Source organism: Variovorax sp. EL159, assembly GCF_900100965.1.
Classification (GTDB): Bacteria; Pseudomonadota; Gammaproteobacteria; order Burkholderiales; family Burkholderiaceae_C; genus Variovorax.
The window spans coordinates 648604-661850 of sequence record NZ_FMUJ01000005.1 but is presented as its reverse complement, the minus strand read 5'-3'; the positions used below and the strand labels follow the sequence as shown (position 1 = coordinate 661850).

At 66.0% G+C, this 13247-nt stretch carries 11 protein-coding genes; 1 reads left to right on the top strand and 10 read right to left on the bottom strand.

The genetic code is table 11. The annotated features are described in order from the left end of the window. Positions 1–42: 42 nt before the first annotated feature. The 10 genes from mctP to BLQ28_RS23940 all read right to left on the bottom strand — a co-directional run bounded on the left by mctP (position 43) and on the right by BLQ28_RS23940 (position 12329). A complete protein-coding gene (mctP, locus tag BLQ28_RS23985; RefSeq protein ID WP_093245406.1) occupies positions 43–1548 on the bottom strand; it encodes a monocarboxylate uptake permease MctP in 1506 nt (501 codons plus the stop codon). Next, complete coding sequence (locus BLQ28_RS23980; RefSeq protein ID WP_093245403.1) at positions 1548–1727, bottom strand: DUF3311 domain-containing protein; 180 nt, start codon at positions 1725–1727, stop codon at positions 1548–1550. Before BLQ28_RS23980 ends, mctP begins: the two co-directional genes overlap by 1 nt. An 88-nt stretch (positions 1728–1815) precedes the next feature. After that, on the bottom strand, positions 1816–3795 hold the full coding sequence (locus tag BLQ28_RS23975; RefSeq protein ID WP_143012561.1) for a glycosyltransferase family A protein: 1980 nt from the start codon (positions 3793–3795) through the stop codon (positions 1816–1818). After that, positions 3792–4823, bottom strand: coding sequence for an ABC transporter ATP-binding protein (locus tag BLQ28_RS23970; RefSeq protein ID WP_093245397.1), 1032 nt, complete (start codon positions 4821–4823; stop codon positions 3792–3794). The genes BLQ28_RS23975 and BLQ28_RS23970 overlap by 4 nt, the downstream gene beginning before the upstream one ends. Then, the gene (locus tag BLQ28_RS23965; protein ID WP_093245395.1) at positions 4820–5890 is read right to left on the bottom strand and encodes an ABC transporter ATP-binding protein; all 1071 of its coding nucleotides are present in this window, start codon (positions 5888–5890) and stop codon (positions 4820–4822) included. The genes BLQ28_RS23970 and BLQ28_RS23965 overlap by 4 nt, the downstream gene beginning before the upstream one ends. Positions 5891–5912: 22 nt before the next feature. Next, positions 5913–6824 carry an ABC transporter permease gene (locus tag BLQ28_RS23960; RefSeq protein ID WP_093245392.1) on the bottom strand — a complete coding sequence of 304 codons (912 nt, stop codon included), beginning with the start codon at positions 6822–6824 and terminating at the stop codon, positions 5913–5915. Positions 6825–6985: 161 nt separating this feature from the next. Continuing rightward, positions 6986–8566, bottom strand: coding sequence for an ABC transporter substrate-binding protein (locus tag BLQ28_RS23955; RefSeq protein WP_093245390.1), 1581 nt, complete (start codon positions 8564–8566; stop codon positions 6986–6988). 31 nt (positions 8567–8597) lie between these two features. Next, positions 8598–9863, bottom strand: coding sequence for a M20 aminoacylase family protein (locus BLQ28_RS23950; protein ID WP_093245387.1), 1266 nt, complete (start codon positions 9861–9863; stop codon positions 8598–8600). Between the two features lies 1 nt (position 9864). Continuing rightward, complete coding sequence (locus BLQ28_RS23945) at positions 9865–10845, bottom strand: ABC transporter permease (protein ID WP_093245385.1); 981 nt, start codon at positions 10843–10845, stop codon at positions 9865–9867. A gap of 173 nt (positions 10846–11018) precedes the next feature. Then, entirely contained in the window at positions 11019–12329 is a 1311-nt protein-coding gene (locus BLQ28_RS23940) for a porin (RefSeq protein ID WP_093245383.1), read from the bottom strand. A 282-nt stretch (positions 12330–12611) separates the two neighbouring features. On the opposite strand from BLQ28_RS23940, the gene coq7 reads away from it, so the two are divergent. Continuing rightward, the gene (gene coq7 / locus BLQ28_RS23935) at positions 12612–13241 is read left to right on the top strand and encodes a 2-polyprenyl-3-methyl-6-methoxy-1,4-benzoquinone monooxygenase (protein ID WP_093245380.1); all 630 of its coding nucleotides are present in this window, start codon (positions 12612–12614) and stop codon (positions 13239–13241) included. Positions 13242–13247: the final 6 nt, after the last annotated feature.

The following is a 13247-nucleotide window of genomic DNA, read 5'->3' as shown; positions in this document are numbered from 1 at the left end:
CACTTTCCAGCAACGAACAGGCAAGCAGGTCGGCGGCTTGGCTTACTTCCTCGCGAGCACAGGCGCTTCGCGCAGCGGGCTGCCCTTGACCACCAGCTGCACCACCACCGCCACGACGATGTTGAGCACCAACGCCGCCAGCCCGGTGTAGAGCGTGTAGCTGCCGTCACCGATCACGAAGGTGTGGACCGGCTTGATGCCATCCGAGAAGGCCAGCCAGCTGCCACCGACCAGCCCCACCGCCCATCCGGTGAGCAGCGCGGGCGCACGGAACCAACCGAAGAACAGGCCGAACACCACCGAGGGGAAGGTCTGCAAGATCCACAGGCCGCCCAGCAGTTGCAGGTCGAGCGCGAACTGCGTGGGCAGGAACAGGATGAACACCAGCGCGCCCAGCTTGACCACCAGCGACACGATCTTCGCGACCTTGGCCTCGCCCGCCGGCGTGACGTCGGGCCGCACGTAGGCCTTCCAGAAGTTGCGGGTGAACAGGTTGGCCGCGCCGATCGACATCACCGCCGCCGGCACCAGCGCACCGATGGCAATGGCCGCGAACGCGAAGCCCGCGAACCACGACGGAAACAGCGCATTGAAGAGCGCCGGCACCACGTCGTTGTTGCTCTTCACCGAGAGATGGGCCGCATAGGCCATGTAGCCCAGCAGCGCGATCAGCCCCAGCAGCACCGTGTAGGCCGGCAGGAAGACGGCGTTCTTGCGGATGGTGTTGGCGCTCTTGGCCGCGAAGATGCCGGTCAGCGTGTGCGGGTACATGAAGGCCGCCAGCGCCGAGCCCAGCGCCAGGCTCGCGTACGGCAGGTACTGCGCGGGCTTGAGCGTGAGCCCGGTCGCCCCGCCCTTGACCGTGAAGGCATCGCCGGCCACCTGGAACACGTGGCCGTAGCCGCCGAGCTTCATGGGCACCAGCACCACCGCCACCAGCACCACGATGTAGATCATCAGGTCCTTGACGAAGGCGATGAGCGCTGGCGCGCGCAGCCCGGCCGAGTAGGTGTAGAGCGCAAGAATCACGAAGGCGGCCGCCAGCGGCAGCTCGCCCGTGAGGCCCAGCGCCTTGATGACGACCTCCATGCCCACGAGTTGCAGCGCGATGTAGGGCATGGTCGCGACCACGCCGGTGACCGCGATGGCCAGCTCCAGCGCGCGCGAGCCGTAGCGGCCATAGACCACGTCAGCCGCCGTCACATGGCCGGCGCGGTGCGCGGCATGCCAGAGCCTGGGCATGATGATGAAGACGATCGGGTAGACGAGGATGGTGTACGGCAGCGCGAAGAAGCCGTAGGCGCCCACGGCGTAGACCAGCGCGGGCACGGCGATCACGGTGTAGGCGGTGTAGAAGTCGCCGCCCACCAGGAACCAGGTGATCCAGGTGCCGAAGTTGCGGCCGCCCAGGCCCCATTCGTCGAGATGGGCGCCCTTGCCCTTGGCGCCGCCGCTTTGCCAGCGCGAGGCCCAGAAGCCCATCACGGTGACCAGGAGGAAAAAGAAGACGAAGACCGCCAGCGCGGTCCAGTTGATCTGGCCGGCCATCATTCGTCTCCCTCGTCATAGTTGCTGCGGTAGACGACCCAGATCAGCAGGGCCGTGACAGGCACCCACAGCAGCTGGTACCAATAGAAGAAGGGAAAGCCGAACAGTGCCGGCAACTCGCTGTTGTAGAACGGCGGCCACAACAACCCCACGAAGGGCAACAAGAGCAGGGCCCACATGTGCTGTTCTCCTTGGTGTGATTTTTACGAAAGCACCCAAGGCTTATAGATCAAAAGCCGAACACGCGGCGGCGACCGGGTCGTTGGACTAGGGAGTGCTGCCTCCGCTGAAGGCATACATGCGCTCACCCAGAGGCGCCAGGAAGTCGCGCAGCAAGGGCTCTTGCATCAACGCCTGCACGTAGCCGGGCGCAAGGCGGCCGCCTTGTGCATACACGGCCAGCACGCGCAGGCACTCGCCGCGCAGCACGGTGGCAGCATGGGCGTCGTCCTGCTGCTGGCAGGCGTGCGCGATCTCCCGCAACAGCGCCGTGGCATCGGGCGCATCGGGCGCCCATTGCAATCCATAGAGCCGCGCCAGGCGCTGGGCATCGGCCGATGGCAGATCGGGGAAAACCAGCGGGAGCAGACGTTCGCGAAGATGGGCCAGTGCGGTCACTTCCCTGGGCATCGGGGCAGCGGTCGCACGGCTGCCCGTGCAATGGCTCAGCCCCATGTGCAAGTTTGCGAGCAGGGCGTGGTCCTTGACGAGCTCCAGCAGCAAGCCGAGCCAGGCGAACTCTCCCAAGGTGGCATCGAAGCCGAGGCCACTCTGCCGGACCCGCGGCAATGCGAGCATCAGGCTGCCCATCAGCAGCGGCTGTTCGCGCGGCATGTGGGCCAGCAGCCCGGCGAGGATCTGCGGGTGCGTCTCGGGCAGGCGCTGGATGGCGGGCTCGCCGTCATCGCCTGGGCCGGCAACGGTGTACCAGGACCCGACCGCGCCGACGGTCGGCAAGAGCCGCAGGAACGCGGCTTGCACCTGCAGCCGGGTCGCGTCGCTGCGCACGGAAGCCGGCCACAGGGCCAGCCCGTCGCCGTGTGCCTGCGACAGCCCCCACTGGGCCGCTGTCGCCCATCCCATCGGGACCGGCGCCTGCAGCAGCAGGAGCCTGGAAAGACGCGGGTCGGCCTTCATCCGCTCGCGGATCACGGCCACGGTGCCATCGGTCGATGCGTCGTCCACCACGATGATCCGGTGCGGGGCGAGGGTTTGCACCGCCATCGACGCCAGTGCGTCGGCGATGTGCGCCTCGTCGTTCCGGGTGACCGTCAGCGTCGACACCTTGAAGTCGGTGTCGCTCGTGCCCAGCGCCTGCTGGCACGCCAGGCGTTGTCGGGCCGCCGCGAGATAGCGCTGCATCGCCGTGGCGAGCACCTCGTGCTGCGGCTGCAGCCCCAGCAGCGCCGCCGGCCCCGCCTTTTCGAGGGCACGACGGCGCGGCGCGTCGGCCACCAGGGCGCGCACGCGGTCCACGAGCTCGTCCCTCGAACAGCCTTCCACGGCATCGCGCACCGCAGGCGGCACTTCGGAATGGGGATAAAGCTCGGACACGACGGCCTTGCGATGCCTCAGCAGGATGGACAGGCGCGGCATTTCAGCCGTAGCCGCCTGCCCCGCCTTGCGCATGTTCAACCCGACCTTGGCGCGCGGCAGCAAGGCATCGCGTTGTGCCGGCGTCCAGGCCTGCCCGGTGGGATAGACCACGCGCAGCCCGCAGGCGCTCAGCGCCTCCAGCACCTGCACGCGCTGGGTCGTGGTTTCGCCGAAGAAGATGACGTCAATGTCCTGCCCGGCGTCGTCGAGCACCTGCGACTCGGGCACGACGGGGGTGGCCCGTGGCTCGAAGGTCAGCGGCACGTAGTCGGACCTGAAGATGCCCAGGGCCTGGTGCTGCATCAGGTTCTCGAGGCTGTACTCCCACACGTGGGCGCGCTGCAGCAGCCGTTGGTAGCCGGGCTGCTCCGCCAGCAGTTCGGGCAAGGCCGGCTCGAAGTTGACGACGATGGCATTGGGAGGCAGGTCCGCATCGGACGGCAGGCCGAGGCCCATCGCGAAGAAGAAGATGTTGATGTCGGCGTTGTCGATGCTCGGCGCCGCATCGACGCTGGTGGCGTAGCCGATCCGCTCGCACGCGAGCCGGAAGCTCTCCATCACCTCGGCGACGTTCTCGTTGCCGAGTGAACAGAATCGCAGATGCGGCCGGTACGGCAACCCCTCCGGCCAACCGGCCGGTTGCGCGCTCACAGCCGCCCTTCCTCCACCGCGTGGCAGGCCACCTGCACGCCCGCAATGCCCAGCAGCTTGGGCCGCTCCGACGAACAGCGCGCATTGGCATGCGGGCAGCGCGGATGAAAGGCACAACCCGTGGGCGGGTTCAGCGGGTTCGGCACCTCGCCCTGCACCGCCGTGCGCGCGCGCCCGGTGTGCTTCATCTGCGGAATCGCATCGAGCAACATGCGCGTGTACGGATGCCGGGGCTCGGCAAAGAGCTTCTGCTTGTCGGCCACCTCGACGAGCCGGCCGAGGTACATCACGCCGACCTGGTCGGCCACATGGCGCACCACGGCGAGGTTGTGCGAGATGAAGAGATAGGTCAGGCCCTGCTCGCGCTGCAGGTCCTTCATGATGTTGAGCACCTGCGCCTGCACGCTCACGTCGAGCGCCGAGGTCGGCTCGTCGCACACCAGGAACTCGGGCTGCGTGGCGAGCGCGCGCGCGATCGAGATGCGCTGGCGCTGGCCGCCCGAGAACTGGTGCGGGTACTTGCTCATGTCCAGCGGCGAGAGGCCGACCGACTTGAGCAGTTCGCCCACGCGCTCGCGCAGCGCGGCCTTGTCGCTGAGGATGTCGTGCTCGCGCAGCGGCTCGCCGATGATGTCTTCGACGATCCAGCGCGGGTTGAGGCTCGCATACGGGTCCTGGAAGATCATCTGGATGCGGCGGCGCAGCTTGCGGCCCTCGGGGGTCTTGAACGCGGCGTGCGCGTCCTGCCCGTCGAACTGCAGCCCGCCGCGCGTGGGCGCATAGAGGCCCACCAGCAGGCGCGCCACGGTGCTCTTGCCGCAGCCCGATTCGCCCACCAGCGCGAGCGTCTTGCCGCGCTCGATGGAAAAACTCACGCCGTCGACCGCATGCAGCAGCACGCGCGGCTTGCGCTCCAGCACGCGATTGAGCCAGGGCGGCGAAACGTCAAAGGTGCGCGCCAGGTCGTGGGCCACCACGAGCGGCGCGCCTGCTGCGGCTTCTTTGCGGGGTTCGATCACGGCGCTCATCGCGTCACCTCGGCGAGCGGTTCGGCCGCTTCGGGCGTGGCGCGTTCGCCGGCCGCCAGCGCGTCGTGGTGCCGGGCCGCGATCTCGGCCTGGCCCGCGTGCGGGTCGGCGGCATCGTGCAGCCAGCAGGCGGCGCGCGTGGCACCGGCGTGCATCAGTTCGGGCCGGTCGGTCAGGCAGCGCGCGAAGGTGCGCGGGCAGCGCGGGTTGTACGCACAACCGGTCGGAATGGCATTGAGCCGCGGCATGGCGCCGTCGATCTGGTTGAGCCGCTCGCGGTCGCTCGTCATGTCGGGAATCGAAGCCATCAGGCCCGAGGTGTAGGGGTGCGCGGGCTGGTGAATCACTTCGTGCACGGGGCCGATCTCGGCGATGCGGCCGGCATACATCACGGCCACGCGGTCGCAGGTCTCGGCGATCACGCCCATGTCGTGCGTGATGAGCATGACGGCCGCGCCGCGCTCCTTGCAGATGCGCTTGAGCAGCTGAATGATCTGCGCCTGGATCGACACGTCGAGCGCGGTGGTCGGCTCGTCGGCCACGATCAGCTTGGGCTCGGCCGCGAGCGCCAGCGCGATCACCACGCGCTGCCGCATGCCGCCCGAGAACTGGTGCGGAAAGTGGTCGATGCGCTGCTCGGCAGCGGGAATGCCGGTGTCCTGCAGCAGGCCGATGGCCCGGCGGCGGGCTTCGGCCTCGTTCACCGGCAAGTGGGTGCGGATGGTTTCGACCAGCTGCTGGCCCACGGTGTAGAGCGGGTTCAGCGAGGTCAGCGGGTCCTGGAAGATCGCGCCGATCTTGCGGCCGCGAATCGGGCGCATGGCATCGAAGCCGAGGTTGTCGATGCGCTGGCCCTCGAGCACGATCTGGCCGCCGGCCACGCGGCCTGGCGGTTCGAGCAGGCCGATGATGGCCGCACCGGTGAGCGACTTGCCCGCGCCCGATTCACCCACCACGCCGAGGATTTCTCCCGGTGCGATGTCGAACGAGATCTGGTCGAGCGCGCGCAAGGTGCCGCGGCGGTGGGGAAATTCGACGACGAGGTCTTTGACCTGGAGCAGCGTCATGGTGGCGTTGTCCTTCTTGTCTTCAGCGCAGGCGCGGATTGAGCGCGTCGCGCAGCCAGTCGCCGAGCAGGTTCACGCTCAGGGCGATCAGCACCAGCATCAGGCCCGGAAACACCGTGATCCACCATTCGCCCGAAAACAGGTACTGGTTGCCGATGCTGATGAGCGTGCCCAGCGAGGGCGAGGTCGGCGGCACGCCGACGCCGAGAAACGACAGCGTGGCCTCGGTGATGATCGCGGTCGCGACCTGGATCGTGGCCAGCACCATCACCGGCCCCATCACGTTGGGCAGCACATGGCGCAGCATGATGCGCAGCGGCGCGACGCCGGTGACGCGCGCGGCCTGCACGTATTCCTTGTTGCGCTCCACCAGCGTGGAGCCGCGCACCGTGCGGGCGTACTGCACCCACCCGGTGAGCGAAATGGAAATGATCAGCACGCCGAAGGCCAGCGATTCGTGCGCGCCCGGGAACAGCGCGCGGCCGACGCCGGCGATGAGCAGTGCGACGAGGATGGGCGGAAACGACAGCATCACGTCGCACACGCGCATGAGGAACGAATCGAGCCAGCCGCCGAGGAAGCCCGCCAGCAGGCCGAACACGACACCGACGACGACCGACAGCACCACCGACACCAGGCCGACGATCAGCGAAATGCGTGCGCCATAAATGACGGCCGAGAGAATGTCGCGGCCCTGGTCGTCGGTGCCGAGCAGGTACTTGGAGGAGCCTTCGGCGCTCCACGCGGGCGGCAGCCGCGCGTCGCCCAGTTCGAGCGTGGCGAGGTCGAAGGGGTTGTGCGGCGACACCCAGCCGGCGAACACCGAGCAGAAGACACACACCAGCGCGATGAGCGCGGCGGCCATCGCGACCGGCGACGTGCGAAAGCTGTAGCCGACATCGCTGTCGAGCCAACGGGCAAGGGTTTTTTTCATCGCCGGGCCACCCCAAGAAGGAAGGCGGCCCCCTCGTAGGGCAGCGGACCTTGCACAGCAAGGGAAGCGTGGGGGTTATTTTTCATCGTGAGGCAAAAAGGAATGGGCCCGCAAGAAGCGGGCCCATGGTCGGGCCGCTCAGGCGGCGGCCCACGGTCGAGTTACTTGATGCTCATCCACTTGAAGTACATGAAGTTGTCGGCCAGTTGCACCAGCTCGACCTTCTTGCTCACGCCCCATGCCAGCGATTGCTGGTGCAGCGGCAGGTGGCCCACGTCGTCCGCATGGATCTTGAAGGCTTCCTTGATCATCTCGTTGCGCTTGGCCTTGTCGGACTCGGACTGGATCTTCTTGGTCAGCTCGTCGAGCTTGGGATTGCAGTACGCACCCAGGTTGAACTGGCCGGTGCCCTTGTCGTCGGGGCAGGAGGTGAGCGAGCTCAGCGCGTTGTGCGAGTCGTAGGTGGTCGGCGTCCAGCCCAGCATGTAGAAGCTGGTGTCGCGGCGCAGCACCTTCGGGAAGTAGGTGCCCTTGGTCTCGGCCACAAGGTTGATCTTGACGCCGATCTTCGCGAGGTTGGACGCGACGCTCTGGCAGATCTGGCCGTCATTCACGTAGCGGTCGTTCGGGCAGTTGAGCGACACCTCGAAGCCGTTCGGGTAACCGGCTTCGGTCAGCAGCTTCTTGGCGGCTTCGACGTCGTAGGGCAGGCGCTTGTCCTGCTCGGCGGTCCAGCCGTTGATGCCAGGGCCGACCAGCAGACCGGTGGGACGCGAGGCGCCGCGCATGACGGTCTTCTGGATGCCGACGATGTCGATGGCCTGATAGAAGGCCTGGCGAACGCGCTTGTCCTTGAACGGGTTCTTGCCCTTGATGTTCGAGTACTGCAGCTCGTCGCGCTTCTGATCCATGCCCAGGAAGATGGTGCGCATCTCGGGGCCGGTGATGACACGCGCATTGGGCGCGGCGTTGATGCGGGCGATGTCCTGCACGGGCACCGGCTCCATCACGTCGACTTCGCCGGAGACCAGCGCGGCCACGCGGGTGGCGGGGTTGGCGATGGGCGTGAAGATGATCTCTTGCGCGTTGCCTTCGATCTTGCCCCAGTAGGTGCCGTTGCGCGTGAACACGGTGCGCACGTTGGGCTGGCGTTCGCGCACGCGGAACGGGCCGGTGCCGTTGGCCTTGAAGGAGGCGGTGTTTTCGATGCCCTTTCGTCGGTCGACGGGCTTGGTGGCCTGGTTTTCCTCGCACCACTTCTTGCTCATGATCATGGTGAGCGAAATGACGTCGGGCAGGATGGGGAACGGGCCGTTGGTCTCGATCTCGACGGCAAGGTCGCCGACCTTGCGCACGGCCTTGATGTCGCTCAGCGTGGCGCGCATATCGGAGCCGTCGCCCTGGGCGCGCGCGAAGCTGAAGACCACGTCGTCGGCGGTGAAGGGCGTGCCGTCATGGAACACGACGCCCTTGCGCAGTTCGAAGCGCCAGACGTTCGGCGAGGTCTGCTTCCAGCTGGTGGCGAGCAGCGGCGCAAGGCTCAGGTCCTTGTTGCGCCCCACGAGGGTTTCATAGACGTTGGCGGTCACGCTCAACTGCAGCGATTCGTTGAGCGAATGCGGGTCGAGCGACAGCGCGTCGCCCTGGTTCGCGATCCGGATGGTCTGCGCATTGGCGACCAGGCTGGCGGCGCCCAGTGCGCACAGGACGGCGACCGCAGCCGCTTTCTTCTTGAAACTCATGGGAACACTCCTCGGGTTGAAATCGGACACATCACGACGCCGCGGTGGCGGCGGCTTTCCCTGGCTGCGCGCCGCGGGTAGCGGCAAGCGGCATGCCCTGCTCGATCAGCCCCGCATGCAGCGCGGCGCCAAGCGGCAGGATCTCGTCGTTGAAGTCGTAGCGGCTGTTGTGCAGGAAGGCGCCCTCGCGCACGTCCTGGCCAATGCGCAGGTAGGCGCCCGCCTTTTTCTGCAGCATGAAGGAGAAGTCTTCGGCGCCCATGCTGGGCTCCATGCTGCGGTCGACGTTCTTCGCACCGACCAGCGACTCGGCCACGTCGGCGGCAAACATCGCCTCGGGCGCGGTGTTGATGGTGGCCGGGTAGATGCGCTCGTACTTGATGGTGGCGGTGGCACCGAAGCCCCCGGCCACGGCAGTGCACAGCTCGGTCAGGCGCTGCTCGACCTGCGCCTGCACGCGCGCGCTGAAGGTGCGCACGGTGCCCACCAGCGTGGCTTCTCCGGGCACCACGCTCATGGCGCCGAGGTCGCCAGCCTGCATCGCGCAGACGCTGATGACGGCGGCGTCGATCGGACGCACGTTGCGCGAGACGATGCTCTGCACCGCGGTGATGATGTGCGCCGCAACGATCACCGGGTCGACGGTGAGGTACGCATGCGCCCCATGGCCGCCCTTGCCCTTGATGCTGATGGTGATGCGGTCGGCCGCGGCCATCATCGCGCCGCGGTTGATGCCGACGGTGCCGGCCGGCATGGCGGGCCAGTTGTGCATCGCGTAGACGGATTGCACGGGGAAGCGGTCGAAGAGGCCGTCCTCGATCATCACGCGGGCGCCGGCAAAGCCTTCCTCGCCGGGCTGGAAGATCAGCACGGCGGTGCCGTCGAAGTCTCGGGTTTCGGCAAGGTAGCGGGCGGCACCGACCAACATGGCGGTGTGGCCGTCATGGCCGCAACCGTGCATGAGGCCGTCGCTGGCGGAGCGCCAGCCGAAGTCGTTGTCCTCGCGCATGGGGAGCGCATCCATGTCGGCGCGCAGGCCGATCATGCGGCCGCTGGCGGTGGACTTGCCACGGATGACGCCGACCACGCCGGTCTTGCCGATGCCCTCGTGGATCTCGTCCACGCCGCAGGCACGCAGCGCCTCGCGCACACGGCCCGAGGTGTAGACCTCTTCGAAGCCGAGCTCGGGATGGGCGTGCAGGTCGCGGCGGAAGGCCGTGATCTCGGGATAGAAGTTCGCGATGTGCGCAAACGCCCTGCCGGAGGCTTGCAGGCGCGGCGCGGTGGCTGTCGTCATTTCAATGCCCTCCTGCCTTGCCCACGCGCAGGCGCGGATCGACCACGAAGTACAGCAGGTCGACCACGAGGTTGATCACCACGAAGATCAAGGCGATGAGGCACAGGTAGGCGGCCATCACGGGAATGTCGGCGAAGGTCACGGCCTGGATGAACAGCAGGCCCATGCCGGGCCACTGGAACACCGACTCGGTGATGATGGCGAAGGCGATCAGGCCGCCGAGCTGCAGGCCAGTGATGGTCATCACGGGCACCAGCGTGTTCTTGAGCGCGTGGCCGAAGTGGATGGCCCGGTTCGAGAGGCCGCGTGCGCGCGCGAACTTGATGTAGTCGGTGCGCAGCACCTCGAGCATCTCGGCACGCACCAATCGCATGATGAGCGTGAGCTGGAAGATCGCCAGCGTCACCGCCGGCAGCACGATGTGGTGCCAGCCGTCGGCACTGAAGAGGCCGCTGGTCCACCAGCCGAACTTTACGGTATCGCCTCGGCCGAAGCTCGGGAACCAGCCCAGCGTCACCGCGAAGACAAGGATCAGCAGGATGCCGATCAGGAAAGTGGGTAGGGACACGCCGAGCAGCGACACGGTCATGAACACCTGGCTCATGAAAGTGCCGCGGCGCAATGCGGTGTACACGCCCATCGGAATGCCGATGAACAGCGCCAGCGCAGCGGCCACGAGCGCGAGCTCGAGCGTGGCCGGAAAACGCTCGCCGATCAGGCGCGACACTTTCGCGCCCTGGCGCAAGCTCAGGCCGAACTCGCCTTGCGCGGCATTGACGAGGAAGTGCCAGAACTGCACGAAGAAGGGCTTGTCGAGCCCCAAGGCGGAGCGCAGCTCACGGATCTGGTCGGGCTTGGCGTCTTGTCCCAACAGGAACACGACGGGATCGCCGACATACTGGAACAAGAGGAAGGCGATGAACGCGACCGCGATCATCACGATCACGGCCTGGATCAGGCGGCGCAGTACAAAGGCAGTCATTCAGCAAACGAAGTGATCGGGCATGCTAGCAGTGCAAGGTGCGTGCCCGCACGGTGGTTCCCCGGGGGTGCGCTGCATGCTTTTCCGGGTTGCAGAACGAAAAAAAGCCACTCGACTTTCGTCGAGTGGCTTTTGAGCTTTTCGATTCGAAGCTGGCTTACGCCAGCGTCAAATTAGAAAGCGTGACGGATACCGAAGTCGTAGCCGGTTGCGCTCTTCGGAGCGTAGCCGCCACCGGTCAGGTAGCCAGGCGAACCACCGGTCGTAGCGTTCATCGCGCCCGTGGTGTCGTTGTAAGTGCGCTTCAGGTTGATGCGCGACAGCGTAGCGTACAGGGCAGTGCGCTTCGACAGGTTGTGCACGTAGCCGATGGCGAACTGGTTAGCACGCGCGTTGTTGTTCGTGTTGAAGAAGTTGAACGTCTGCGGTGCACCGCTCTTGAACTTCACCGACGAATACGAAGCGCGGATCAGGCCAGCACCGACTGGAACCGTCACACCCAGCAGATAGCCGTTGTACTTGTCGCTCTGCGTCGTATTCCACAGGAACGGGAAACCGCCAACGTTAAGAGGCACGCCGGTGTCGGACTTGTTCTTGACTTGCGAGTACTCGCCGAACAGCTTGGCGGGGCCGAAGTCGTAAGAAGCACCCAGATTGAAGGTGTTGATCTTGTCCTTCAGGCTACCTGCCGCGGAGGCAGTGTCAGCCGCCGTGCTTTGACCGTACGAAGCGGCAACATCCAACGGGCCGTTGGCGTAGCCGAAACGGCCACCAACGTAACGCCCCTTCGACGACGGGCTGCTGAAGCCGGTGTCGCTCGACTTGGTGTTCTCATGCAGCGCGTACATGAACTGGCCGTAGAAACCGCCCAGGTTCGGCGGCAGGAAGTAGCCGATCGAGTTGCTCGAACGAACATAGTTGTCGCCAGCGGAAACTGCAGAGCCGGGGCCCGCAAAGCTAGACAAACGATTGTTGATAGTCGAGATCAGGTTGGTGCCAACGCCGTTGGTGCCGAACGGATCGAACACGGTGTCGTTCCAGAACGTCGGGGTGTAGTCACGGCCGAGGCGGACTTCACCGAACGGACCCGACAGGCTCACCGTCGAACGACGGTTGAAAGCCAAGCCACCGTTGCGATCGGTCGTAACGCCAGGGGTACCCGACAGACCACCGAGACCGGTGTCGTTGTTCAGACCAGCTTCGAGCCAGAAGCTTGCAGCCAAGCCACCACCGAGGTCTTCCGTACCACGGAAGCCCAGGCGACTCGAGTTGTAACCCGAGTTAGCCAGTGCGGTTTGGCTTTGCTTGCGGCCAGCGGGAACAGCGAAAGGCTGGATCGCGAACGGGGTCGACGGCTGCCAGGTGCTCTTGGTCGAGTAGTTACTGATCGACGCGTCGACCACACCGAACAGCGTGACGGACGACTGGGCCGAGGCAACACCGGCAACAGCCAGGGCAGCCAGAGCAACTAGAGATTTTTTCATTGCAAGTTTCTCCAAGGTTAAACATAGGGCTCCGGTGCGAAGGGCTCACCGTGACTGGCACTTTTGTGCTCCCACCGGACCCCGGGCCAACCTCCTTTTGGGAAGTTGTTGCTATTGCACCAGAGCCGCTGCGGCAGGGCAAAACAATTCGCCCGAAATCTTGGATGGCCTGCGCGTTTCGTTGCAGTCCTGCAACAAAGGACTTAGGTCGCCCGCCGCACCACGATATGAAATCGAACGGCGCGCCAGTGTGGCCTTTGGCATGTGCGTTCAAATAGCCGCATGACGCTCTTGCTCGACCCCGTCCTGACCGCCGCAGATGCGGCATTGCGTACGCTCTTTGCCCGTCCTCATGCCACCCGGCTCATGCCCCCCCCCTCCCACGCACCTGGAGAGATGAGCGACAACGAACGCCGGGATGCCGGCGCGTTGATGCGCGTGAATCACGTAGGTGAAGTCTGTGCCCAGGCGCTTTACACGGCCCAGGCAGCCGTCGCACGCGACCCGGCTCTGCGCGCCCAATTCCTCGAGGCTTCGCATGAGGAAACCGATCATCTGGCCTGGACACGCCAGCGCCTCGATGAGCTCGGCGCCCGGCCTTCGATCCTCAACCCACTCTGGTACGCGGGCGCATTCGGCCTCGGTCTTCTCGCGGGACGCCTCGGCGACCCGCTGAGCTTGGGCTTCGTCGCCGAAACCGAGCGCCAAGTAGAAGCTCACCTCGACAGCCATCTGGATCGTCTCCCCCTTATAGACAGCGCATCTAGAGCGGTCGTCGAGCAGATGAAGCTCGATGAAGCGCGCCACGCAGCGCAGGCCGTCCATGCAGGCGCGGCAGAGCTCCCGGCGCCTGCGAAAGCCCTGATGCGCATGGCCTCCCGCGTGATGACCACGCTGGCGCACCGCATCTAGCGCGTC

Bases quoted from the DNA above. Each gene is read 5' to 3' on its own strand.
- BLQ28_RS23960 (WP_093245392.1), bottom strand. From the start codon at position 6,824: ATGAAAAAAACCCTTGCCCGTTGGCTCGACAGCGATGTCGGCTACAGC.
- BLQ28_RS23945 (WP_093245385.1), bottom strand. From the start codon at position 10,845: ATGACTGCCTTTGTACTGCGCCGCCTGATCCAGGCCGTGATCGTGATG.
- BLQ28_RS23950 (WP_093245387.1), bottom strand. From the start codon at position 9,863: ATGACGACAGCCACCGCGCCGCGCCTGCAAGCCTCCGGCAGGGCGTTT.
- BLQ28_RS23980 (WP_093245403.1), bottom strand. From the start codon at position 1,727: ATGTGGGCCCTGCTCTTGTTGCCCTTCGTGGGGTTGTTGTGGCCGCCG.
- BLQ28_RS23940 (WP_093245383.1), bottom strand. From the start codon at position 12,329: ATGAAAAAATCTCTAGTTGCTCTGGCTGCCCTGGCTGTTGCCGGTGTT.
- BLQ28_RS23970 (WP_093245397.1), bottom strand. From the start codon at position 4,823: ATGAGCGCCGTGATCGAACCCCGCAAAGAAGCCGCAGCAGGCGCGCCG.
- BLQ28_RS23965 (WP_093245395.1), bottom strand. From the start codon at position 5,890: ATGACGCTGCTCCAGGTCAAAGACCTCGTCGTCGAATTTCCCCACCGC.
- BLQ28_RS23955 (WP_093245390.1), bottom strand. From the start codon at position 8,566: ATGAGTTTCAAGAAGAAAGCGGCTGCGGTCGCCGTCCTGTGCGCACTG.
- coq7 (WP_093245380.1), top strand. From the start codon at position 12,612: ATGACGCTCTTGCTCGACCCCGTCCTGACCGCCGCAGATGCGGCATTG.
- mctP (WP_093245406.1), bottom strand. From the start codon at position 1,548: ATGGCCGGCCAGATCAACTGGACCGCGCTGGCGGTCTTCGTCTTCTTT.